The organism is Pantoea sp. JGM49, from assembly GCF_018257655.1.
Lineage (GTDB): Bacteria > Pseudomonadota > Gammaproteobacteria > Enterobacterales > Enterobacteriaceae > Pantoea > Pantoea communis.
The window spans coordinates 119,029-142,801 of the sequence record NZ_JAERJM010000008.1 but is presented as its reverse complement, the minus strand read 5'-3'; the positions used below and the strand labels follow the sequence as shown (position 1 = coordinate 142,801).

Here is a 23,773-nt window from a genome sequence, read left to right as displayed (position 1 = left end):
ATGACCAATCAACTCATTTTCCTCACGCTATGTGATGTAACGTCTCACCTACAGCGTCAAACAAGCGATCCAACTCGGCAGGCTGTGTATTGAACATCGGGCCAAACTGCAGCGTATCGGCACCGAAGCGCACATAAAAACCGGCTTTCCACAGCGCCATGCCCGCTTCAAACGGCCGAATGGTGGCATCGCCGTCGCGCGGAGCAAGCTGGATGGCACCCACCAGACCGCAGTTGCGGATATCGATGACGTTCGGGCAATCACGCAGCGCATGCAGTGCAAGGGCAAAATGCGGTGCCAGCTCGGCGGATTGCGCAATCAGCGCGTCATGTTCCAGTAACTCCAGCGTCGCCAGGCCCGCCGCACAGGCCACCGGATGGGCAGAGTAGGTGTAGCCGTGAGCAAATTCAACCGCGTGTTCTGGCAGTTTTTGCGCCATAAAGGTGTTGTAGATTTCGCTGCTGGCGACCACGCCACCCAGCGGCACCGCGCCATTGGTGATCTGCTTGGCGAAATTGAGAATATCGGGCATGACGCCAAAATACTCAGCGCCGCTCCAGCGGCCCATGCGGCCAAAACCGGTAATGACCTCATCGAAGATCAGTAAAATATCGTGCTGGGTGCAGATTTCACGCAAGCGTTGCAGATAGCCTACCGGTGGGATAATCGCCCCCGCAGAGCCGGAAAGAGGCTCAACAATCAGGGCGGCGATGTTAGATGCATCATGCAGCTCAATTAGTTTCAGCATCTCATTAGCCAACGCCACACCGCCGGTTTCGGCCTGGCCAGCAGTGAAGGGCAGATCGGTTTGCAGCGTGTGTGGAATATGGTCAACGTCCATAAACTGACCGAACATCTTACGATTGCCGCCAATGCCGCCCAGGCTGGTTCCGGCGATATTTACGCCGTGGTAACCTCGCGCGCGTCCGATAAATTTGGTTTTCGCCGGCTGGCCTTTGATGCGCCAGTAAGCGCGCGCCATCTTCACCGCCGTGTCTGCTGATTCCGAGCCCGATCCGGTGAAGAACACATGGTTTAGATTACCCGGCATATGCTGGGCAATCTTGTCTGCCAGCTGAAATGACAGAGGATGGCCGTACTGGAAGCCGGGGGAATAATCGAGCGTACCCAGTTGTTTCGCCACCGCCTGCTGGATTTCACTGCGGCAGTGGCTCGCGCCACAGGTCCATAAACCGGAAAGGCTATCAAAAATCCGCCGTCCTTTATCATCAGCCAGCCAGCGGCCTTGAGCGCCGACAATGATACGGGGATCGCGCTGGAAATTCCGGTTGGCAGTAAACGGCATCCAGTGCGCTTGCAGATTGAGATCGGTAGTGTTGACAGCATCAGACATGATGTTTCTCCAGACAGGTGTATGAAGAGTTTGCATTTAACGGTTAGTTAAGTTAAATCCCTATTAATTCATCTTCAGTTATTGATTTACTCACCTATATGAAAAGCAAATCGCTCGCGCAGGTCACCGACTTTGATCTCAAATTATTGCGCCTGTTTAAAACTGTGAATGAGAGCGGCAGCTTCTCTGCAGCAGAAAGTTTGTTGGGCATGACGCGATCGGCCATTAGCCTGCACATGGGCGATCTTGAAAAGCGACTTGGCATGCGATTGTGTCAACGCGGACGGGCGGGTTTTGCCTTGACCGAAGAAGGGCGTGAGATCCTGCGACACAGCGAAAGTATGATGGCGGCTATCGAGCAGTTTCGCCTGCAGGTTAATCAGATGCATAAGCAGCTGCGCGGGGATTTGAATATCGGGATTATCAATAATCTGGTCACGCAACCACGCATGAAAATTACCCATGCGCTGGAGAAACTGCATGAGATAGGTCCCGATATTCGGCTCAATATCAGCATGATGACGGCCGCAGAGATTGAAAGAGGGCTGATGGATGGTCGCTTGCACGTCGGTGCGCTGCCAGTCACTTCGCCGATTTCCGGCCTGGATTACATGCCGTTATATGATGAGCGGTCGCAGCTTTACTGTAGCAACACCCATGCGTTGTTTTCCCTCGAGCCAGATGAAGCGCAACTGAAGGGATGTGATGCCATCGCACCCGCTTTTCGCATGACGGCAGAAGCGATTGCCATGCACCAGAAACTCAATTGCAATGCCACGGCAACCGACCGCGAAGGCATTGCCTTTTTGATTCTCACCGGCCGCTTTATCGGTTTCTTGCCTGACCACTATGCCGCACAGTGGGTGGAGAAAAAGATGATGCACGCCATCGCACCGGAACGTTTCCACTTCACCAGTAAGATCGCCGTGGTGACACGCAAAGGGCGCAGCCAGAATGCCATTCTTGAACGATTTTTACAGGCGATTGAGTGGGAATGAGTTTTAACAAAAGATGTAAAGCAAACGCGTTACTAGTTACAACATACTTTAAAGCTGCATCAATACGCTAAATGCCGGCAATTGTGCGTCATCAGTCTACAGGAAAGAAGGGAGCGTCAGTCACTGCAGAATATGACGAACCTCCCTGCTTTAAGTTGTAAAAGTGGGTGCATGATGCCGCAAGACGCGATCAACTGGGCTCAGATGACATTAAGCTTGAGTTACAGCGGCTGATTATGGCTTATCTGCAAAGCTAGCTGGAAATGAGCAGGGTGACGAGAGCCACCCTGATAAAAACGGTTAAGCGCGCTTCGGTTCACCACGAACCGGCAGATCGCCAGCGACGAAGTAATCTGCTTCGCTACGCGGCAACGGCTGGCGACCACGAATGTTATCCGCGATCTTTTCACCGATCATGATGGTGGTGGCATTCAGGTTGCCAGTGATGATCAACGGCATAATTGACGCATCTACCACGCGCAACGCCTGCAATCCATGCACACGACCTTCACCATCAACCACCGCCATGCTATCGCTGCCCATTTTGCAGGTGCCGCAGGGGTGATAGGCGGTTTCCGCATGGTTACGCACAAACTCATCCAACTGTTCATCAGTCTGGCAATCGAGGCCCGGACTGATTTCTTTGCCGCGATACTTATCCAGCGCGGGCTGATTGATGATCTGGCGCGTAATACGAATCGCGTCACGAAATTCCTGCCAGTCCTGTTCATGTGCCATGTAGTTGAACAAAATAGCCGGATCACGACGCGGATCGCGCGATTTAATCTGCACATGCCCACGGCTCGGTGAACGCATTGAACCCACGTGACACTGGAAACCGTGCGCTTCAACGGCGTTAGAGCCGTTGTAGTTAATCGCTACTGGCAGGAAGTGATACTGAATGTTCGGCCAGGTAAACTCTTCGCGGCTGCGAATAAAGCCACCGCCTTCAAAATGGTTGCTGGCACCGATGCCAGTGCCGTTAAACAGCCACTCTGCACCGATCTTCGGCTGGTTCCACCATTTCAACGACGGATAGAGTGACACCGGCTCTTTGCACTCGTACTGCAGGTACATTTCGAGGTGATCCTGCAGGTTTTCGCCGACGCCCGGCAGATCATGTACCACCGGAATGTCGAATTTGTTCAGCAGCGCAGCAGCGCCCACGCCAGAACGTTGCAGAATCTGCGGCGAGGCGATGGCACCGGCGCACAGCAAAACTTCACGTCGCGCATGCACCTGATGTGGCGTGTTGCCCGATCCCTGCAAATATTCCACGCCCACCGCGCGCTTGCCTTCAAACAGGATGCGATCGGTGGTGGCATGGGTGACGATCTTCAGGTTTGGACGCTTTTTGGCGGTATCGAGATAGCCACGCGCGGTGCTGGATCGACGACCTTTCGGCGTGACGAAGCGATCCATCGGTCCGAAGCCTTCCTGCTGATAGCCGTTCAAATCTTCCGTGCGCGGATAGCCTGCTTCAACACCGGCTTCAATCATCGCGGCAAACAGCGGATTGTTATCGGGTTTACAGGTGGTGATGCTGACCGGGCCTTCACCGCCGTGATAGTCATTGGCGCCAATATCGCGGGTTTCTGACTTGCGATAGTAGGGCAGGCAGTTCAGGTAGCTCCAGCTTTCCAGCCCAGGCTGCTGCGCCCAGTTATCGAGATCCATCGCGTTGCCGCGGATATAACACATACCATTGATCAGCGATGATCCGCCCAGACCTTTACCGCGTCCGCACTCCATGCGGCGGTTATTCATATGCGGTTCTGGCTCGGTTTCATACGCCCAGTTATAGCGTTTTCCCTGTAGCGGATAAGCCAGCGCGGCTGGCATCTGCGTGCGGAAATCGAAGCGGTAGTCAGGGCCACCCGCTTCTAAAAGCAGCACATTCACGCTGCTGTCTTCGGTCAGTCTTGTTGCCAAAACGTTCCCTGCGGATCCGGCTCCGATAATGATGTAATCAAATTCCATTAGTCGCTCCTCAGGTTAAAGCTCAATTAAAATACGGACTGAAAACGGGATAACTCGACCTGCACCGACTTCACCTGGGTGTAGTTTTGCAAGGTCATCAGGCCATTCTCACGGCCAATACCAGAGTGCTTGTAGCCGCCCACCGGCATTTCGGCGGCAGATTCGCCCCAGGTGTTGATCCAGCAGATACCCGCTTCGATCTGGTGAATCACGCGGTGTGCGCGGTTCAGGTCTTGCGTCACTACGCCCGCAGCCAGACCGAAATCGGTGGCATTGGCGCGACGTACCACTTCTTCTTCGCTTTCGTAAGTCAGAATCGACATCACCGGCCCGAAGATTTCTTCACGCACAATGGTCATCTCATCACGGCAGTCGGTGAATACGGTCGGTTCAACCCAGGCTCCGTCATCGAAATCGGCGCCGCTCAGACGTTTGCCGCCGCACAGCAGACGCGCGCCTTCGTTGATACCGGATTCGATATAACGCATCACGTTGTCACGATGGGGGAAGCTCACCAGCGGGCCGAAATTGGTGTCAGGATCGTTGAGGTCACCCGCTTTGATGCGTGCAACACGTTCAGCGATTTTCGCTTCAACGCGGCCTGGAATTTTGCCGGGATAAACACGCGCGTACCGTTGGTGCAGACCTGGCCTGAGCTGTAGAAGTTGGCCATCATGGCGATGTCAGCGGCCAGATCGAGATCGGCGTCATCAAAGATAATCAGCGGCGATTTGCCACCCAATTCCATAGTGACTTCTTTCAAGGTGGAGCCCGCAGCATTCGCCATCACTTTTTTGCCGCTGGCCACGCCGCCGGTAAAGGAGACTTTATCGATGCCCGGATGGTCAGTCAGCAGTTGACCAGTGACCGCGCCACGACCGTTCAGCACATTGAATACGCCGGCAGGCACGCCCGCTTCGGTGTAAATTTCTGCCAGCTTCAGTGCTGTCAGTGGAGTGACTTCACTCGGTTTGAAGATCATCGCGTTACCCGCTGCCAGTGCAGGGGCAGATTTCCATAAGGCGATCTGAATCGGGTAGTTCCACGCACCAATACCAGCGACCACGCCGAGCGGTTCACGACGGGTATAAACAAACGCCGTGTCGCGCAGTGGGATCTGCTGGCCTTCCAGCGTCGGGATCAGACCGGCGTAATATTCCAGCACGTCAGCACCGGTCACGATGTCAACATATTGGGTTTCGCTCAGCGGCTTACCGGTGTCGAGGGTTTCCAGCGCGGCCAACTCGTCGTTGCGCTCACGCAGAATATCGACGGCACGGCGCAGAATGCGTGAGCGCTCCATGGCGGTCATCGCGGCCCAGACTTTCTGGCCTTTTTGCGCGGCAGCGACAGCACGATCAACATCGGCCTGTTCCGCCTCATGTACTTCGGCCAGTACTTCGCCATTGGCCGGGTTGATGGTCTGGAATGTATTACCTGCGCTCGCCGCAATGAACTGACCATCGATATACAGCTGCTGTTCGGTGAATCGGGACATGATTTCTCCTTCCTCAGTGATTCAGTGCGCCAGCAAGTTGCTGACGGATAAATTGGGTGGTGAGCGTTTTCGCGACATCGATATTGAAGGGCAGACCGCTTAGCGCAGCTCGCAGCCAAAGGCCATCGATTAGCGATGCCAATCCGTGAGCCGCCAGTCGCGCCTGTTCACGCGGCAATTCACGGTGAAACTCGGCGGCGAGAGTTGAAAACAGGCGTCGACTACTGACCCGTTCCAGACGACCCAACTGCGGCTGATGCATGCTGCTGGCCCAGAAATCCAGCCAGGCTTTCATTGCCGCGCTGTGCACCTGCGTGTCATCGAAGTTACCTTCGACAATCGCCAACAAGCGTGCTTCGGTCTTCGCGCCCGCCAACGGTTTCAGGCGGGCAGCCACGGCATCACGTAACTGACGAGTGATATCGCGCATAGTGGCTTCCAGCAAACCGTTCTTGTCCTTGAAGTAGTGGCTGATGATGCCGGTCGAAACCCCCGCACGGCGGGCAATCTGCGCAATAGTTGCGTCATTAATTCCTACCTCGTTAATCGTATCGAGGGTTGCATCAATCAGCTGCCGACGACGAATCGGCTGCATTCCCACCTTTGGCATGACTCCAGCTCCACCACAATGTCAGAGGACTATTTAAACTTTTTTTGATTGCACGTTCAATATAAAAAAGAATTTTGTTAGGATACTGTGCTTCGATTGTTACAAAAGCGCAGCGGTGAACCGGGCTATGCGGCTCATCGTCAGAAGAAAGCACTACAGGGAGGGATAACAGGGGTACTGATAACAACAAGGCCTGGCAGACAGGTCTCGCTAATCCATTGAGTCATTACAGGAAATTAACCAGAGGTCATCGATGATTAATCCACCTGCCAGTGAAAAAGACAGAATCAATCCTGTGGTGTTCTACACCTCAGCCGGACTGATTCTGACATTTTCACTTGTCACTATTTTTTACAGCGAGCTGGCTGCCAGCTTGATTCAGACTGCGGTTAACTGGGTTACCGCTACGTTTGGCTGGTACTACATGCTGGCCGCGACGCTGTATATCGTTTTCGTTATCTACATGGCCTGTTCACGTTACGGCGCCATCAAGCTCGGGCCAGAGCAATCCAAACCAGAATTCAGCTTATTAAGCTGGTCAGCGATGCTGTTTGCGGCCGGTATCGGTATCGATCTGATGTTCTTCTCAGTGGCCGAACCGGTCACGCAGTACATGCAACCGCCTGAGGGCGCCGGACAAACCATGGAAGCCGCCCGACAAGCCATGGTGTGGACGTTGTTCCACTACGGCGTAACTGGCTGGTCAATGTACGCGTTGATGGGGATCGCGCTGGGGTACTTTAGCTACCGCTACAATTTGCCGCTCACCATCCGTTCTGCGCTGTATCCAATCTTTGGCAAACGTATTAACGGGCCGATTGGCCATACCGTGGATATTGCAGCGGTAGTGGGGACCATCTTCGGCATCGCCACCACCTTAGGGATCGGCGTGGTTCAGCTCAATTATGGCCTGAACGTGTTGTTCGATATTCCGGAAGGCTTTACCGCGCAGGCGGCGTTGATTGTGCTGTCGGTGATTATCGCCACCATTTCAGTGACCTCTGGCGTGGATAAAGGCATCCGTATTCTGTCGGAACTCAACGTTGCGCTGGCATTGGGGCTGATTCTGTTTGTGCTGTTCATGGGCAAAACCGACTTCCTGCTGAATGCGCTGGTGCTCAATGTCGGTGATTACATCAACCGCTTTATGGGCATGACGCTGAACACCTTTGCGTTTGATCAGCCAAGAGAGTGGATGAACAGCTGGACGTTGTTCTTCTGGGCATGGTGGGTCGCCTGGTCCCCGTTTGTTGGCTTGTTCCTGGCGCGTATTTCACGTGGTCGCACTATCCGTGAGTTCGTGCTCGGTACGCTGATTATTCCGTTCACCTTCACGCTGTTGTGGCTGTCGGTCTTTGGTAACGCCGCGCTGTATGAAATTATCCACGGTGATGCCGGCTTTGCTCAGGAAGTGATGGCGCATGCAGAACGTGGCTTCTACAGCCTGCTGGCGCAGTATCCGGCGTTTAAGTTCAGCGCTTCGGTCGCCACCATTACCGGCATGCTGTTCTACGTCACCTCAGCGGATTCCGGTTCACTAGTGTTGGGTAACTTCACTTCGAAGCTGAAAGACATCAACAGTGATGCACCGAACTGGCTGCGTATCTTCTGGTCAGTGGCGATTGGTGTTCTGACCATGGGTATGTTGATGACCAACGGTATTTCTGCGCTGCAGAATGCCACGGTGATCATGGGACTGCCGTTCAGCTTTGTGATCTTCTTTGTCATGGCCGGTTTGTATAAGTCTCTCAAAGTGGAAGACCATCGCCGCGCCAGCGCCAGTCGTGAAACGGCACCGTACATTCCGGCCAGCAACGATCGCCTGAGCTGGAAGAAACGTCTGTCGCGTCTGATGAACTATCCAGGCACACGCTACACCCAGCAAATGATGGAGAACGTCTTGTTCCCGGCAATGCAGGATGTAGCGAAAGAACTGGAGTTACGCGGCGGTCGGGTTTCACTGGACCGCGTGGAGCCGGAAGAGGGCCATCCGTTAGGTTATCTGGATTTGCGCGTGCTGCTGGGTGAAGAGCAAGACTTCGTGTATCAGATCTGGCCGCAGCAGTATTCGGTGCCGGGCTTTACCTATCGAGCGCGCAGTGGTAAATCGACCTATTACCGTCTGGAGACATTCCTGCTGGAAGGTAGCCAGGGCAACGATTTGATGGACTACAACAAGGAGCAGGTGATTATCGATATTCTCGATCAGTACGAACGTCACCTGAACTTTATCCATCTGCATCGCGAAGCACCGGGCAGCAACATTACTTTCCCAAGCGTGTAACCCTACGGACAGCGGCAGCCCTGCCGCTGTCCGTGCACTTTCCCTGGAGCAAGCTACACTTTCAGCCTGCTCTAAGGGAGACTGAAATGAAATTGGGTTTTGCGTGTAAGTACTTCGATGCACAGGCTAAGCAGCCGTTTCCGTTTAAAATCACCACGCGTACGCGTTTCCTGAGTCTTGATCGCGAAGAACAAGCGCGTTTACTGTCGCAGTTGGCAACCAACAACCTCGAAAACCAATTCCTCACGCTGCAACAACTGGCGAAACTGCCGGATGCGATGCGCATGATGCGGATTGGCAGCGACCTGTTGCCGCTGTATACCGTACCAGAGGCCACCGCCATCTACAGCGAACTGATGCCCGACTTACAGCCGCTGCTGGGCCGCTGTGGCGAATTTGCCCGCGCTCACAACATTCGTCTCTCATTCCATCCTGGACAATATTCCGTACTCGCTTCGGATAATGAAGGGGTAGTTGATCGGGCAATTGAGGATGTGGAGTACCATGCGCTGTGTGCCGTGTTAATGGGGTATGGTCGCCAGTTTCAGGATTTCAAAATCAATATCCATATGAACGGCAAAAAAGGCATCGAGGGGTTTCGCGCGGCGTTTCAGCGTCTCTCTCCTGAAGCACGCAATATGCTGACGGTTGAAAATGATGAAATCTCCTGTTCGCTGGATGATGTATTACAGGCGCGCGATCTCTGTCCGGTGGTGCTGGATATTCACCATCACTGGGTGAAAGAGAATCAATTTATCAAAGCGCATGATGCGCGTATCCCGTTAATTATCGAATCGTGGCGCGGTGTGCGTCCGGTATTACACTATTCGATTGCTCAGGAAGGTTTAATCCCCGAACATGGCTTCCCGGATCAGCGCGATTTAACGGTGGCAAAAACCAAACTGCGTGCACATTCTGACTACTACTTTAATCAGGATTTAAATGACTGGGCGCTGTCATTTAAAGATTTCGACATTATGTGTGAAGTGAAAATGAAGAATCTGGCGGTCGAGCGCTTGTACCGTTATGCGCTCGACCAGGGCGAGATTAAGGCGAGGTAATCACAATCGCCACACGGCGATTCTGCGCGCGGCCTTGTGCACTGTTATTGCTGGCAATGGGGGCGCTCATGCCCAGACCTCGGGTGGTGATGTTGGTTCGCGGTACATCCGCACCCAACGCCCATTGTGTTGCCACAGCATCAGCACGTTTCAGTGACAACTGCTGGTTATAATCCGCCTTGCCGTAATTATCCGTATGACCGTCAATGCGGACATGCTGAATGCCCGTCGCTGAGAGATTTTTCGCCATATTGGCGATGTTGGCTTTACTGGTCGCGGTGAGTTCAGACTCATTTACCCCAAACAGGATTTTGTCCGATAAACCTAATCCCCAGCCTTCCATGTTTTCAGTAAAGCCCGCGCTTTGCATCGCTGCAATCTGTGCGGCGGTGAAACGACCTTTTGACTGACATCCCGCGCAAACCAGAATACACAGCAGCAGAAAGAGTTTGATTTTCATACCCGTACCTTACTTATCCCTTTGTTTTTGTACATATGCATATCTGCACGTTCCAGAATTGATTGCACCGTATCGCCATGCTGCGACCAGGCGTAACCAATAGTGACCGAGGTGGTGATCGGTGTGCCTTCCGCGATCATAATCTTCTGCGCAATGGCTTCCCTGATCTCCTCTGTCAGCTGCAGCAGCTGTTTCTCAGTCGCGCGGCTGGTTATTAACATCGCAAACTCATCACCGCCGAGGCGCGCGACCATATCCTGTTTATAGGCCAGTGCAAGCAGGCGGGAACCGATGGCTTTCAGCACCTCATCGCCCGCCGCATGTCCCCAGTTATCATTGATGCTCTTGAATCGATCGCCATCCAGGAACAGCAACACAAAGCGCTCATGAGCGAATTGGCCATCAAGCAATCGGGTTAACTGCGTGACAAAGGCGGCGCGGTTGGCCAGTCCGGTGAGCGGATCTTCCAACGCTTTCGCCGCTAACGACCGGTTATCACGCAGTAACGAAGCCTGTAATGATTGCATCTCTGCGAGCAACGAGTTGAGATCGTCCGAAAACAGCTGAAACTCTTTGGTCGGGCTTTCGGGAATACGCAGCGAAAAATCACCCGAGCTGATGACGTAATGAATCGAGCTGGTGATATTGCGTAGCGTCTGCAAAATGCCCCGATGCAAGAATGCGCTCAGCATAAAGGCGACGATCAGCACACACAGCATACCGCTGGATAAAATCATCACTGAGTAACGGATAAAATCCGTCGCCCCTTTGACCGTACCCGCCAGCGTCAACGTCCCGACGACATTTTCCGCATGATTAATATTGACGCTCAGCGGGCGCGCGTAGATCCATTCGCGTAAGAAGTTCTCATACCAGCCATCCTGCTGCTGTTGATCTTGCCAGTTAACCAGCACCGTTTGGTCGTCCGTTACCAGTTTCGCCGTAGCAAACATGCCTTCATTGCCCAACATGGCAATTTTTTTGTGGGCGTCATAACTGTCTTCAAAGACGGTAGCAGCGGTCAGGCTGTTGCTCAGCGTTGCGGCAATCAGCTCCAGGTTGCGCTTCTCATAACGCTTGATGAAAAGTAACGAAGTGGAGGTCAGCAGCAACCAGCACAGCAACAAGATAACGGCGGAGTTGATGATGCTGATCTTGCGCAGCCTGATGCGGATAGATGATTTTTCATTTTTGATTTTTTCAAATTTCATCTTATTGGCTTCCTTTGCGCGACAGCAATAACACATCCGGACTCACGCGAACGCCACTGCGAGCCAGTGAATCAAGGTTTACGGCAAACATCGGATGATCGGCATTAAAAATAAGACAGAAAGCGGCTCCAATGGCGCAATCGGTATTATTTTCAGCCAGAGAGAGAACGGCGTGGCCTTTCTCCAGGCTGAGCAATTCGGTCTGTTGCTGCGGCGACTGATCGCCGAAATAGAGGGCATCACAGCGATTGCTGGCTAACTCGGTTTCACTGTTGAGGTAGACCACGCTAAAGGGCAGCGCTGTCGCGGTGGCGCTGGCAGGAAAATTGACGTGGCGCGCAGAATTGAACACACACAACTGTGGGGCGTCGTGCAACGCTGGCCAGCGGGTGAAGCTAATGATGCCGCTGACAATACGATTGGCTTTGTCATCTTTCGTCGCGGGGTTTTGCGCCGCAGCGGCAGGCAGGGATAGCGGCAATATCAACAGTGCCAGCGAACCGATGCAGATCAGCGCGGCTTTAAGCTGAGCCAAAAGCAGAAATAAAACTTCACGAGGGTGAAGACGAGGTTCAAAACGTAACATGACGCTATTCCGCTGGATTCAACCCGCAAATAGTACCATCGGCATTTATAAAAGAGTACAGGTGTTCAATAGCGTAAAACGCGGACTATTTACTCTGGCAGGATAATCAGATCCAATCATTAATAGAGAAATTGAAGCAGTATTTATATAAACATGCCGGGCGAACTAACATCGCCCGGCAGTGAATCGCAAAGATTATTCACTTAAATCGCGGCCATTGCTGGCAATCACTTTTTTATACCACCAGAAAGATTTTTTGCGGGTGCGCGCCAGTGAGCCATTACCCTGGTCATCACGATCGACGTAAACAAAGCCATAGCGTTTGCTCATTTCGCCCGTTGAGGCTGCGACCAGATCAATGCATCCCCAGGTGGTGTAGCCCATCACCGGGATGCCATCGGCTATCGCTTCGCCCATTGCCTGAATGTGCTGCTTCAGGTAGCTGATACGGTAATCGTCATGAATCTCGCCGTTGGCATCGATTTCATCGCGCGCCCCCAAGCCGTTTTCCACCAAAAATAGCGGCTTTTGATAGCGGTCGTACATCATGTTCATGGTGATGCGCAGGCCTAAGGGATCGATGCCCCAGCCCCATGCGCTCCGGGGAATGTGCGGGTTGGTCAGCGATTTCACCACGTTCGCCGCACTGCTGTTTTTCTCGTTCATATCGGCTGAGGCACAGCGCGACGCGTAGTAGCTGAAGGAGACAAAATCCACGGTATGACGCAGGAGTTCTGCATCACCGTCCTGCCACTCAATCTCAATGCCTTTCTCGCGGAACACGCGTGCTGCGTAGGAAGGATAGGCACCGCGCGCCTGCACATCGATAAAGAACAGGTTCTCGCGATCTTTTTCCATCGCCGCCCAGACATCTTCAGGGTTACATGACCACGGATAGAAATTGCCGCCCGCCAGCATGCAGCCGACCTGATTTTCGGGGTCAATCTCGTGTGCAATTTTCGTCACCAGCGCACTGGCGACCAGTTCATGATGCGCCGCCTGGTATTTAACCTGTTCTCGATTATCCTCTGATCCGAAGACCAGGCCAGCGCCAGAGAACGGGCTGTGCAGCAGAATGTTGATCTCGTTAAACGTCAGCCAATATTTCACCAGCCCGTTGAAAGCGTCAAAGCAGGTGCGGGCGTAGCGGGCGAAGAATTCAATCATCTTGCGGTTGCGCCATGAACCGTACTCGGTAACCAAATGCATCGGTACGTCAAAATGGCATAACGTCACCAGCGGCGTGATGCCATATTTTTGGCACTCTTCGAACAGGCTGCGATAGAAAGCGATACCTTCAGGATTTGGCGTTAACTCATCACCTTTCGGGTAGATGCGGCTCCAGGCGATGGACGTGCGAAACACCGTGAAGCCCATTTCCGCCATCAAGGCGATGTCATCTTTATAGCGACGATAAAAATCGATGGCATCGTGGCTCGGATAGTATTCATCATCACGCAAGGTGAAGCGCGGTTCCAGCCCGAGTTTGACCGGCATACGGTGTTCGCCATGCGGGATCATATCCACCGTGGTTAAGCCTTTACCGCCCGCCAGATAGCTCCCCTCCGACTGATTAGCGGCTAACGCGCCGCCCCATAAAAATCCCTCTGGAAATGTCACTTCAGACATAAAAAACCTCAGTTAATCAATTCACATTGACGGCTTTAACAGGATCCACAACCGGTTTAGGCTGCGCTGTTTCACTCACCGGAATATCTTCAAAGCCAAGAATCAGGGTCAGAACAAATGAAAGCACCACCGACAACACCATCACGCCACCCACCCACACAATGCTCATCGGGTTGGCCGGATCAAAAAACTGTACGCTGGTAAACAAGCCGGGTGAGGCCATGGAGTGGCTGGCGAGCCCGCCGATGCCGGCTACCGCGCCACAGATAAATCCGCTGATCAGGCTGGCGATCAGTGGTCGTTTGAGTCGCACCGCAACACCATACAGCGCGGGTTCCGAGATCCCAGCCACGATCGCTGAAGCCGCTGCGGCAAAAGCGGTCTGACGCAATTCCGGATTCTTGGTTTTGAAGGCTACGGCCAGCGATGACCCGCCGAGTGACAGATTGGCGCCGATTTCAGAGGGCATTACCATGCCTTCTTTGCCGGTTTCCGCAATAGTCTGAATGATGGTCGGAGTGAACACGCGGTGCATGCCGGTCATCACCAGCAGTGGCCATAACGCCCCCATAATCGCTACGGATAACCAGCCGAGATAGCTATGGATGGTGTAAACCAGCGCAGAAATACCGCTACCAATCCAGATGCCGAGTGGGCCAATCAGCAGAATGGCAATCGGTGCGGCGATCAGCACAATCAACATCGGTTTGAGGAAGTTTTTGGTGACCGCAGGGGTAAAGCGATCCACCCAGTATTCGATGTGCGACAGGATCCAGGTCATCACCAGCGCCGGGATCACGGTGTAAGTGTATTTCACCGCCGTCACCCGGATATAGGCGAACTCCACGGCCTGGCCTTGTGCCGCTTTGGCCATCAAATCAATAAAGTTGGGATGCACCAGTACGCCGGCAATCGCAATCGCCAATGACATATTGGTTTTAAATTTCAGTGCCGCCGAGGCCGCCACCATTACCGGCAGGAAGAAAAAGGCGCCGTCACCGATGACATTCAGGATCACCAGCGTAGACGAACCTTTATCCAGTGCACCGCTCATCTCCAGCACCATTGCCAGCAGCTTGACCATCGATCCCCCGATGATCGCCGGGATCAGCGGCGACATGGTGCCCACCAGCGCATCAAGAATGCCCGCGCCAATGCTACGCAGGGTGATTTTGCGTTTCACTGGGGCGCTGTTGTCGCTATTCGGTGTGCCGAGTTTAAGCACTTCCTGATACGCGAGATTAACGTTATTGCCAATGATCACCTGGCATTGGGTATCGGTATGCACCACGCCCATCACGCCCGGAATCGCTTTTAACGTGGCGTTATCGATCAGGGCAGTGTCGCGAAGTACGAAACGCAGGCGCGTCATGCAGTGCGTAACGGCTTCGATATTGTTTAAGTCGCCGAGCGAAGCCACGATGGCACGGGAAACGTCAGCATAATTTTTAGCCATGGATTGTAGGTCTCTGATTTTTTTGAGTAGGGGTACGTTTGCCCGCATATCTATTGCGAGTCATGAGAAACCGGTTTCACAAAATCATGAATATGAAATCATTACTAGGCAAGGAGTTTAAAATTTGATGTTTAAAAGTGTGATAGTGATCGATAACGAAGGGAGAGGCACGCGAACATCACAGTAAAAAAATCTCCGCATAATTCGCGACTTAGGTACACTTCAGCGATACAGGCGTAAATCAGAGAGAAAAATGGCAACCATAGTTGAGGTGGCGAAGGTCGCAGGCGTATCGAAAGCCACGGTGTCACGTGTGCTGTCCGGCAACGGTTATGTCAGCGAAGAGAAGCGGGAATTGGTATTTAAGGCCATCGCGGCAACCGGCTTTCGCCCCAATTTACTGGCGCGAAATCTGGCAACCAAGTCGAGCCAGACCATTGGTTTGGTGATCACCAATACCCTCTATTCCGGCAGCTATTTTACTGAGCTCATGCTGCATTCCGCCCGACTGATGGAGCAGCAGGGGCGACAACTGCTGTTGGTGGATGGCAAACACAGCGCAGAAGAGGAGCGTGCTGCGATTCAATTTTTGCTCGATTTACGCTGTGACGGCGTCATCATCTATCCGCGCTTTCTCACCATTGAAGAAATGGACGCTATCATCGATCAGCACTCGCATCCGATTCTGGTGATCAACCGTCGTCTGCGGCAACACGACAGCTACTGTATTTACGCCGATCAACAACGCACCAGCGCCGACGCCGTTGAAGCGTTAATCAAACTGGGGCATCGTGACATTGCCTTTATTACCGGCTCGCTCGATTCGCCCACCGGCCGTGAGCGCCTGGCGGGCTACCAATCGGCGCTGGCAAAACACCAGATTCCGGTTCAGCAAGCGTTGATTATTGAAGGGAAGTGGCAGGCGCAAAACGGCGTATCGGCGGTAGAAACGTTGTTAAAACAGGGCATTCCGTTTAGCGCACTGGTGGCCAGTAATGATGATATGGCGGTAGGAGCGTTAAAAGCGTTGGCATCGCACAACATTACGGTTCCTGCTCAGGTCTCCGTGCTGGGATTTGATGATATTCCGCTGGCCCCCTTCACCGTTCCATCGCTCTCTAGCGTGAAAATGCCGGTGACGGAGATGATTCAGGAAACACTTGCAAGGCTGATATCGATGCTCGACGGGGGCGAAATGCGCAATCGCCAGCGCTTCTCGGGTGAAGTGATGATGCGAGAATCCGTCGGGCCTGGGCCTTATGCCAGTGAAAACGTTGTTTGAATGACCCAAGTTGGTGTCGCAATCATTAACGCCACTACTTGAAATCCTTTATCAAGCCTCAATGCCTTTGCTAATCATTGGTATATTAACCATCCAAAATCAGAGGCGTTAAAAAGGGGGCGGTTGTATTTAGTGCATTCAATCGCATTCTATTTTGAATTGGAAAGTCCAAATTAAAGTGAGGTTTAATTGTATATTCTGTTAGTTAAATGCATTCGGTGTATAATTTAATCAGAATAAGTCTTATTGTGAGTAAATAATTGTCAGTGCTAAGTTGAATTTACACATCCGGACATCTTTCCTGAGGGAATTATGCACGCACGCATCAAGCATCTTGACGGAATGCGCGGTCTTGCCATCTTAATGGTGATTGGTTACCACGCGTATGCACGTTGGCCAGAACTCTTGCCCTATGTAAACCTCACACAACATATTCCAGTTTTTTCATTTGGCTGGCTTGGCGTAGAGTTATTCTTCATGATTTCCGGCTTTGTCATATTTATGACGCTGGATAAGTCTGATAGCTATATCAGCTTCCTGAAAAAACGCTGGCTGCGACTGTTTCCGGCAATGCTGATTGCCAGTTTGTTACTCTATGCTGTGGGTGGGTTTTTCCCGGAATGGACAGCTATGACACCCTATGTCAGGAATCTGCTACCTGGACTGATCTTCACTAATCCTGAAACGTTGACACAAATAACCGGTATTGAATTTAAATCGATGGCGGGTTCATTTTGGTCGCTGTACGTTGAAGCGGTATTCTATCTGATTATTGGTGCCATCTATTTTACACTGGGACGGAAATATTGCTTGCCGGGCTTGCTGGTGCCCATGTTACTGCTGTCCGCCTCCTCGGTATTAAAATCTTTAGGTCATCCCATTTTCATTGATGTTATTGCTAAGTTTGGTTTTATTCACTACGCGTGGTTTATGATCGGCTGCCTGGTATATGAAAGAATGCATGGCCGTGACAAAGGCTTTCATTATGCGGTTGTGGTTGTCGCGATGCTCATTGACTTCAGCTACTACGTTAAAAATGCGGGTGCCCTAACGGTCATTCCCTTACTGCTGGTCATGCTTTTCTTTATTGCCAGTTTTTATTCAAAACAACTGGAACGTTTGTTATCCGTTCGATTTTTCACTGCGATAGGTTTTGCCAGTTACGCCTACTATCTGATACATGAAAACCTCATGATTGCCATATTGATAAAAATGAATGTGCAGATCAAAAGTGAAACAGTCATGCTGCTCATGCCGATTGTGGTCGCCGCAGGGCTCTATTATTTGGCCTGGTTTATCACCAAATATCTCGAACCGGCGTTGAGAAATATGTTGAAGGGAAAACGGACACCTGCAGCAGAGGCGGGTTGATATCACGGTGCGGAATTCATTCCGCACCCGATGCTTCACGTTACAAACCAAACCCATAACGCAGCGCAGTATACGCCACCATGCCAGCCAGCACGGTGGCAAACAAACCGCGCGTCACGATGCCGGTGATCGCCGCAATCAGCGCTGCCAGTAACGATAAACTCAAACCTGAAGCGGTTAACGCCGGCTTTTCGATCAACTCGGCCGTGACAATGGCCGCCATAATGCCCGCCGGGATAAAGCTCAGCCACTGTTGCGCCAGCGGGGCGAGTCGGAAGCGGGAAAGCAGCAGAATCGGGCCAACGCGCATCACCGCTGTGATCAGCGCGGCAACCACAATGGTCATCAGGACATTACGCTCCATGTTATTTCCCCTCCTTGTATTTCATGCGTAACAGCAGCGTGGCCAGACTGGCGGCCATTGAGGCGGCGATTATCACCACTACGCTGAGATCCAGATGTCCCGCAGAAAAATAGGTCACCAGCACCGCAACCACAATCGCCAGCGTCTCCAGCCATTTGCGGCGGCTGGCAAACCACGTCATTAGAATCAGCCCGATAAACATCGATACCAGACTAAAACTCAATCCGGCCATCAGCGATTCAGGGACGGCAGATGCGGCATAAGCGCCAATCACACAGGCAATAATCCAGTTCAGCCAGGCGGGCAGGTTAAGACCAAACATCCAGGCAAAGGCGATTTTGCCGTGCTGGCTGCCGTGCTGTACCGCGACGCCGAAGGTCTCATCGGTGAGCAGCAGGCCGCTGACGACTTTCTGCCAGCCACTTTGGCCACGGAAGAACACGCTAATCGCTGAACTCATCAGCAAGTAGCGCAGATTAACCAGCATCACACTCAGCACCACCGAGGTCATTTCCGCGCCTGCTGCCCATAGCGAATAAAATAAGAACTGCGCCGAACCGGTGTAGAGCAGCGTCGCCAGCAGCGCGGTTTGCAATACGGAGAAACCGGCCAGCGTGCCAATGGCACCCGCAGCAAAACCGATGCTCAGGTAACCGGGCACGGTAGGTAAACAGGCGATAAAACCCGCGCGAAAACTCAGTGGATCGCTGTGTTTCGGCAGGGTGTGACTATTCAACGACATGACAATTTTCCAAAACCTTCTCAACAGATGCACCAATTTTAAGCCACAATGCGCAAGGCTATAGTAAAATCCTGCTCCCGGAGTACATCAGCGAAGGATTTGTGATGCAGGAAAAACGTGATGACATCAAATTGTGGCGTGACCGTGGTATGCACGGCGGTATGGAAATCCTGCGTGCACGCTGCTACGAGCACAGTTATCCGCCACACTTCCACGACGAGTTCGTGATCGCGGCGTTTGCCCGAGGGGCACAACGTACCCGCATTTGCCGTCAACAGGGGATTGCCGCCGCTGGCACGGTGATGGTGATTCTGCCGGGGGAGGTGCACACCGGTGAAGCGGTCCAGCGTGAGGAAGGCTGGGATTACTGCGCGTTTTATCCTTCCGCCACACTGGTCAATGAAATTGCGGAGTCACAGATCGGCGGCAAAGGTGAACTCAATTTTGGTGCGGAAGGGATGCGTTACGATCCGCAGCTGGCGCAGCAGATGTTGCAGGCTTCCGCCGTGATGCAAGAAAGTCCGGACGCAGTGGAAAAAGAGTGTGCGCTGTTTCAGGTGCTGAGCGCGTTAATCCGTCAACACGGCGAACGCACGTTAAAAGGCGGTGAGCGGCATGCGTTACGCGCCGATATTCGGCAGGCAATCGATTTTCTGCACAGCGATTACCATCAGCCGCTGGCGGTCAGTGAAATCGCCGCCGTCGCCGGGCTAAGCGAATACCATTTTATGCGCACCTTCCAGAAGCTGACTGGCTTGTCGGTACATCAATACCTCACGCAGATTCGCCTGATGCGGGCAAAACGACTGCTGTCACAAGGCTTCGATGCCGCGCACACCGCCAGTGAAGTGGGCTTCTTCGACCAGAGCCACTTCATCAAGAAATTCCGCGCCCATTTTGGCGTTACACCGGGTGCATTTGCGGCGGCATCGCAATGATGGAGCGAGGATCTTGCCATGACTTCCCGTAACAAACCCAATGAACAGGCGACGCCGCTGTCGGTCGGTTTCGTCCTGCTGAACCGCTTTACGCTGCTGCCGTTTGCGGCTTTTGTGGATTGCCTGCGTCTCGCCGCCGATGAAGGCGATCGCAGCCGTCAGCTGCGCTGTAGCTGGACGTTCATGTCCAGCTCTGGCAGTGAAGCGACTTCAAGCTGTGGCGCGGTGATCTCTCCCTGTGAAGCCCTCAAGAACCCGGAACATTTTGACTACATCGTGGTAATTGGCGGGGTGCAGGATGACAAGGACAAAACCGATCATCGCGCGCTGGATTATATTCGCCTTGCCGCGCAGTTTGGCACGCCATTGGTCGGTTTATGTACCGGTGTTTTTGCATTGATTCAGGCTGGCGTGATGAAAGGCCAATCATCAGCCAAAAAGTTGAAGTGGTGAGTCATGCCGATTCTCTGCCACAGAAGGGGAGTTTAGGTTTGCCCAACTGCAAAATCAAAGGAATAGAAACATGACGAACGCCCTGTGTCAGGCGCTTCAGCTGCAATACCCGCTTATTCAGGCACCGATGGCGGGCGTCTCCACCCCTGAAATGGCCGCCGCCGTCACCAATGCCGGTGCGCTAGGTTCTATCGGTGTGGGGGCCTCCACTCCCGAACAGGCAGCTGTGATGATCGCGCAAACGCAGGCGCTAACCCGAGGCTCCATCAACGTTAATTTCTTCTGCCATGCGCCAGGGGTACGCGACGTTGAACGCGAGCAGGCGTGGATTAATCGCTTTGCGCCGTTGTTTGCGCGTTATGAAGCCGAGTTACCTTCGACTCTCTCGGAGATCTATCAAACCTTCCTGAATAATGACGCGATGCTCAACGTGATTGAGCAGGCGGCGCCGGCAGCAGTGAGCTTTCATTTTGGCATCCCTTCTGCGGCAGTGATTCAACGACTCAAGGAGCGTGGGATCGTGTTGCTGGCCACCGCGACCAGTGTGGCAGAAGCATTGACCATCGCGCGCAGCGGCATTGATTTCATCGTGGCGCAGGGGATTGAAGCAGGCGGGCATCGCGGGCATTTTGATCCTCAGGCTTTCGACCATCAAATGTCGACCTTCACCCTGGTGCAGGCGATCCGTCAGCAAACTGCGCATCCGGTGATTGCCGCGGGTGGCATCATGGAGGGTTCAGGTATCGCTGCCATGTTGCAACTGGGCGCAACCGGTGTGCAGTTGGGTACCGCCTTTGTGTTATGCCCGGAATCGGCGGCAAACGCGGCTTATCGCGCGGCAATGAAACAGGCCAGTGCAACCGGCACCGAACTTACCGCTGCGATTTCTGGACGTCAGGCGCGCTGTTTACGCAATGATTTCTGCGATTTTAGTCGTGACTTCGCCACCAGTGATGTACCGGATTATCCGTTGACCTATTCGCTGGGCAAAGCGCTGGCCGCAGCGGCTGCGGCGAAACAGCACCACGGCTTTGGCGCGCAGTGGGCTGGGCAGGGTGCAGCACTGGCGCGGGAAATGCCTGCGGGTGAGCTGGTCAGGTCGTTAATGCGTGCATAGCCTGCTGTCACTCTCTGTATCTGACCGCGTAATGGCGGTCAGATTTTCGCAAATCAGCTGAACTATTTGGTTAACGATATTAATGTCACCTGATTCGGCAGGTTGAAAGGTGTAGTGCGGAAACGATGCATTGCCAGTTTTAATGTCACATTTTTAAAATTTAGAGACGTTTTAAAGCGACAAAATTTCTCAAATTGATAACCCCGTCATTATTAATCCTTCATCCGCAATTCCTGAGTACGCCAACAACTTTCTTTTATCGGAAACACCCACAAAATGAAATTTAAGTGTTCAACGATATGTCCACAATCTGTCCATCATTTAGTATTTAAGCCGGGATCGAAACCTTTTATAAAGCTATTCATGGAATGGCGCAGGGTCTTCAATAATGACAACACTGAACAAGAGACAAAGCGGAATTATCGATTATCTTGCGGCTGAAAATGATTGGGTAGCCGCTAATCGTGTTGCGGAATCATTTGCGATCTCAGTGAGCACCTTACGTCGTGATATTGAAGTGATTAATACGTCTCTTGGTGATCAGAATAGCCACATTAAAAGCAAGCCAGGCCTTGGGCTGCGTTATGATGGCGGTTCACCTTTTAATCGTGTCTATGTCAGTGTGACAGGAATAGAGGGTGAGATTTTTACGACCAAGCGTTTAGTAGGCATTGCGACGGATTTATTAACGCAGTCGCCTCAGCCGATTTCCATCAGTGCGTTGGCCGAAAAGTATTACGTGAGTCGCTCTTCCATTGTCGAAGATCTGAAGAAAGTCGAGCTTTGGGTGGCTGGTTTTGCTTTGAGGATGGTGAAAGACCACTCCGGCACGCATCTCTGCGGTGACGACCTGAATATTCGGATGGCGTTAAAAGAGATTATTACTAATAGTGTATTCAGCCACTATAAAATGGTAGATAGCCGCATTGACCGCTTTTCTCGCACAAAATTAGTGGATCAGTTTGGGAAAGTGAATGTCGAAAATTGTACCTCTTTAATTGGCTTTATTGAAAGCGAACTCTCAATAGCCATCAGTGAGCCTTACTACACTAATTTGTTCTCTCATCTGTTGGTCACTATTCAGCGCGTCTCTGGTTTAGCGGAGCAACCCACGATCACAAGCTTTCATCGACACAGTTGTAAAGAGTGGATGATCGCAGAGAAAGCCGTGTCATGGCTGGAACAAGAGTACAATTTACGCCTGCCAGAAATCGAAGTCAGTTATATCTATCAATATATTATTTCATCCGGCCATCATGTATTAAAGGCTGATGCAGGAAATTCATTACCGCAACACAGTGAAGCAGATGAATATGCTAGCAGATTTATCGCTGCCTGCTCGCAGGAGCTCGGTCTCAATCTTAGCCTGGACGCAAAACTACGCCGTGATTTGGCTCAGCATATTAAGCCGATGCTCAACCGTCTCACGTATGGCATCGCTATTCATAATCCTCTATTAGAGGACATCAAATCGGAGTTTGGCCGTGCGTTTGAATCTGTCAGATATGCCACGGAACAACTCAGCGTGAATTTTGATTATCCGGCCACATCTGACGATGAAGCCGCTTACCTTACGCTCTATATTCAGGCTGCGTTAGAGAAATTCAGTACCTGTAAGAAAATCATTATTGTTTGTTCCAGCGGCGTCGGCACATCTCAGCTTTTAGCCAGCCGTATTAATCGTGCATTCCCTGAGTGGGAAATCGTCGATATTGTGCCTGGGAGTCAGTTGAGTGCCACGTTAGGCATAAAAAACTGCGATCTTATTGTTTCAACCATCAAATTAGAAGACGTTGAGTTACCCATTGCCTATGTCTCAGCGCTTTTTTCAAAAAAAGATATTGCAAGGGTTTCTGAAAAGATAATTTTCACTGAAATTATAAAGGAGAGTGATGATGCTCGATAAGGTGGTAGTCTCAGATATTCTTAGCCGCTCCTGTGTTGTTACCGATTTTGTGGCAGGTAATAAGGTAGAGGTGATCGAGTATCTCTCTCAATTGTTATTTTCAGAAAATATCATTAGCGATAAAGCCCTCTTTATTCGCGATGTTCTGGCACGTGAAGAACTTGGCCCAACCGGCTTTGATAATCAGGTTGCCATCCCCCACGGTAAGTCATCAGCCGTGCGTGAAACGCGAATGGCGGTGGCCCAATTACGCCATCCTGTTGATTGGGAAACAGAAGATGAGGTCGCCGTCCGGCTGGTCATTCTGTTTGCCGTCAGAAATGCGGATAGCGGTATCGGGCATATTAAAGTATTAGCCAGTGTGTCAGTCGCACTTGGTGATGATGAAATTGTTGAGCAACTTATGCAGGCAGAGGGCAATGAAGCGTTGTACCGCTTAATTGTCAACAATACCGGATTATAAACTTTTCTAT

At 52.2% G+C, this 23,773-nt stretch carries 20 protein-coding genes and 1 pseudogene; 10 read left to right on the top strand and 11 right to left on the bottom strand.

What is annotated here, in order from left to right:
* Window positions 1-22: 22 nt before the first annotated feature.
* On the bottom strand, window positions 23-1,354 hold the full coding sequence (locus JK231_RS15380; protein WP_211728969.1) for an aspartate aminotransferase family protein: 1,332 nt from the start codon (window positions 1,352-1,354) through the stop codon (window positions 23-25).
* 98 nt (window positions 1,355-1,452) lie between these two features.
* Between JK231_RS15380 and JK231_RS15375 the strand changes: the two genes are divergently transcribed.
* On the top strand, window positions 1,453-2,352 hold the full coding sequence (locus JK231_RS15375; protein WP_211728968.1) for a LysR family transcriptional regulator: 900 nt from the start codon (window positions 1,453-1,455) through the stop codon (window positions 2,350-2,352).
* A gap of 300 nt (window positions 2,353-2,652) precedes the next feature.
* Here the strand turns inward: JK231_RS15375 and betA are convergent, their stop codons facing one another.
* From betA to betI, 3 genes and pseudogenes are all read right to left on the bottom strand, one after another.
* Complete coding sequence (gene betA, locus JK231_RS15370) at window positions 2,653-4,332, bottom strand: choline dehydrogenase (protein ID WP_097119127.1); 1,680 nt, start codon at window positions 4,330-4,332, stop codon at window positions 2,653-2,655.
* A 26-nt stretch (window positions 4,333-4,358) separates the two neighbouring features.
* Window positions 4,359-5,830, bottom strand: a pseudogene (gene betB, locus JK231_RS15365) (betaine-aldehyde dehydrogenase).
* A 13-nt stretch (window positions 5,831-5,843) separates the two neighbouring features.
* Complete coding sequence (gene betI / locus JK231_RS15360; RefSeq protein ID WP_034824050.1) at window positions 5,844-6,440, bottom strand: transcriptional regulator BetI; 597 nt, start codon at window positions 6,438-6,440, stop codon at window positions 5,844-5,846.
* Window positions 6,441-6,693: 253 nt separating this feature from the next.
* Between betI and JK231_RS15355 the strand changes: the two genes are divergently transcribed.
* Window positions 6,694-8,724, top strand: coding sequence for a choline transporter (locus tag JK231_RS15355; protein ID WP_045815600.1), 2,031 nt, complete (start codon window positions 6,694-6,696; stop codon window positions 8,722-8,724).
* Between the two features lie 86 nt (window positions 8,725-8,810).
* The gene (gene uvsE, locus JK231_RS15350; RefSeq protein ID WP_211728967.1) at window positions 8,811-9,785 is read left to right on the top strand and encodes a UV DNA damage repair endonuclease UvsE; all 975 of its coding nucleotides are present in this window, start codon (window positions 8,811-8,813) and stop codon (window positions 9,783-9,785) included.
* Here the strand turns inward: uvsE and JK231_RS15345 are convergent.
* The 5 genes from JK231_RS15345 to ascF form a co-directional block, all read right to left on the bottom strand.
* The gene (locus tag JK231_RS15345; protein WP_034824042.1) at window positions 9,772-10,245 is read right to left on the bottom strand and encodes an OmpA family protein; all 474 of its coding nucleotides are present in this window, start codon (window positions 10,243-10,245) and stop codon (window positions 9,772-9,774) included. The two genes, uvsE and JK231_RS15345, sit on opposite strands and share 14 nt — an antisense overlap.
* A complete protein-coding gene (locus tag JK231_RS15340) occupies window positions 10,242-11,456 on the bottom strand; it encodes a diguanylate cyclase (protein ID WP_058961349.1) in 1,215 nt (404 codons plus the stop codon). Before JK231_RS15340 ends, JK231_RS15345 begins: the two co-directional genes overlap by 4 nt.
* Before the next feature lies 1 nt (window position 11,457).
* Entirely contained in the window at window positions 11,458-12,042 is a 585-nt protein-coding gene (locus tag JK231_RS15335) for a YfiR family protein (protein WP_097119131.1), read from the bottom strand.
* Between the two features lie 195 nt (window positions 12,043-12,237).
* On the bottom strand, window positions 12,238-13,671 hold the full coding sequence (locus JK231_RS15330) for a 6-phospho-beta-glucosidase (protein WP_211728966.1): 1,434 nt from the start codon (window positions 13,669-13,671) through the stop codon (window positions 12,238-12,240).
* A gap of 16 nt (window positions 13,672-13,687) precedes the next feature.
* On the bottom strand, window positions 13,688-15,127 hold the full coding sequence (gene ascF, locus JK231_RS15325; protein WP_211728965.1) for a PTS cellobiose/arbutin/salicin transporter subunit IIBC: 1,440 nt from the start codon (window positions 15,125-15,127) through the stop codon (window positions 13,688-13,690).
* Between the two features lie 253 nt (window positions 15,128-15,380).
* Between ascF and JK231_RS15320 the strand changes: the two genes are divergently transcribed.
* Window positions 15,381-16,409, top strand: a complete 1,029-nt coding sequence (locus tag JK231_RS15320; RefSeq protein WP_211728964.1) for a LacI family DNA-binding transcriptional regulator — start codon at window positions 15,381-15,383, stop codon at window positions 16,407-16,409.
* Window positions 16,410-16,721: 312 nt separating this feature from the next.
* Window positions 16,722-17,780 (top strand): acyltransferase, encoded by a 1,059-nt coding sequence (locus JK231_RS15315; protein ID WP_211728963.1) that lies wholly within the window; start codon window positions 16,722-16,724, stop codon window positions 17,778-17,780.
* Between the two features lie 40 nt (window positions 17,781-17,820).
* On the opposite strand, the gene JK231_RS15310 is transcribed toward JK231_RS15315, so the two are convergent.
* Window positions 17,821-18,144, bottom strand: coding sequence for an AzlD domain-containing protein (locus JK231_RS15310; protein ID WP_034824025.1), 324 nt, complete (start codon window positions 18,142-18,144; stop codon window positions 17,821-17,823).
* Window position 18,145: 1 nt separating this feature from the next.
* A complete protein-coding gene (locus JK231_RS15305; protein ID WP_097119136.1) occupies window positions 18,146-18,886 on the bottom strand; it encodes an AzlC family ABC transporter permease in 741 nt (246 codons plus the stop codon).
* 104 nt (window positions 18,887-18,990) lie between these two features.
* Here JK231_RS15305 and JK231_RS15300 point away from each other — a divergent pair, with 104 nt between their 5' ends.
* The 5 genes from JK231_RS15300 to JK231_RS15280 all read left to right on the top strand — a co-directional run bounded on the left by JK231_RS15300 (window position 18,991) and on the right by JK231_RS15280 (window position 23,763).
* A complete protein-coding gene (locus JK231_RS15300; RefSeq protein ID WP_160833887.1) occupies window positions 18,991-19,824 on the top strand; it encodes an AraC family transcriptional regulator in 834 nt (277 codons plus the stop codon).
* Window positions 19,825-19,842: 18 nt separating this feature from the next.
* Window positions 19,843-20,277: a DJ-1/PfpI family protein gene (locus JK231_RS15295; protein ID WP_211728962.1), complete on the top strand. Its 435-nt coding sequence runs from the start codon at window positions 19,843-19,845 to the stop codon at window positions 20,275-20,277.
* Between the two features lie 70 nt (window positions 20,278-20,347).
* Complete coding sequence (locus JK231_RS15290; protein ID WP_211728961.1) at window positions 20,348-21,394, top strand: nitronate monooxygenase; 1,047 nt, start codon at window positions 20,348-20,350, stop codon at window positions 21,392-21,394.
* 388 nt (window positions 21,395-21,782) lie between these two features.
* Complete coding sequence (locus JK231_RS15285) at window positions 21,783-23,300, top strand: PRD domain-containing protein (RefSeq protein WP_211728960.1); 1,518 nt, start codon at window positions 21,783-21,785, stop codon at window positions 23,298-23,300.
* Window positions 23,287-23,763, top strand: coding sequence for a PTS sugar transporter subunit IIA (locus tag JK231_RS15280; protein ID WP_249221726.1), 477 nt, complete (start codon window positions 23,287-23,289; stop codon window positions 23,761-23,763). The genes JK231_RS15285 and JK231_RS15280 overlap by 14 nt, the downstream gene beginning before the upstream one ends.
* The last annotated feature ends 10 nt before the right edge of the window (window positions 23,764-23,773 follow it).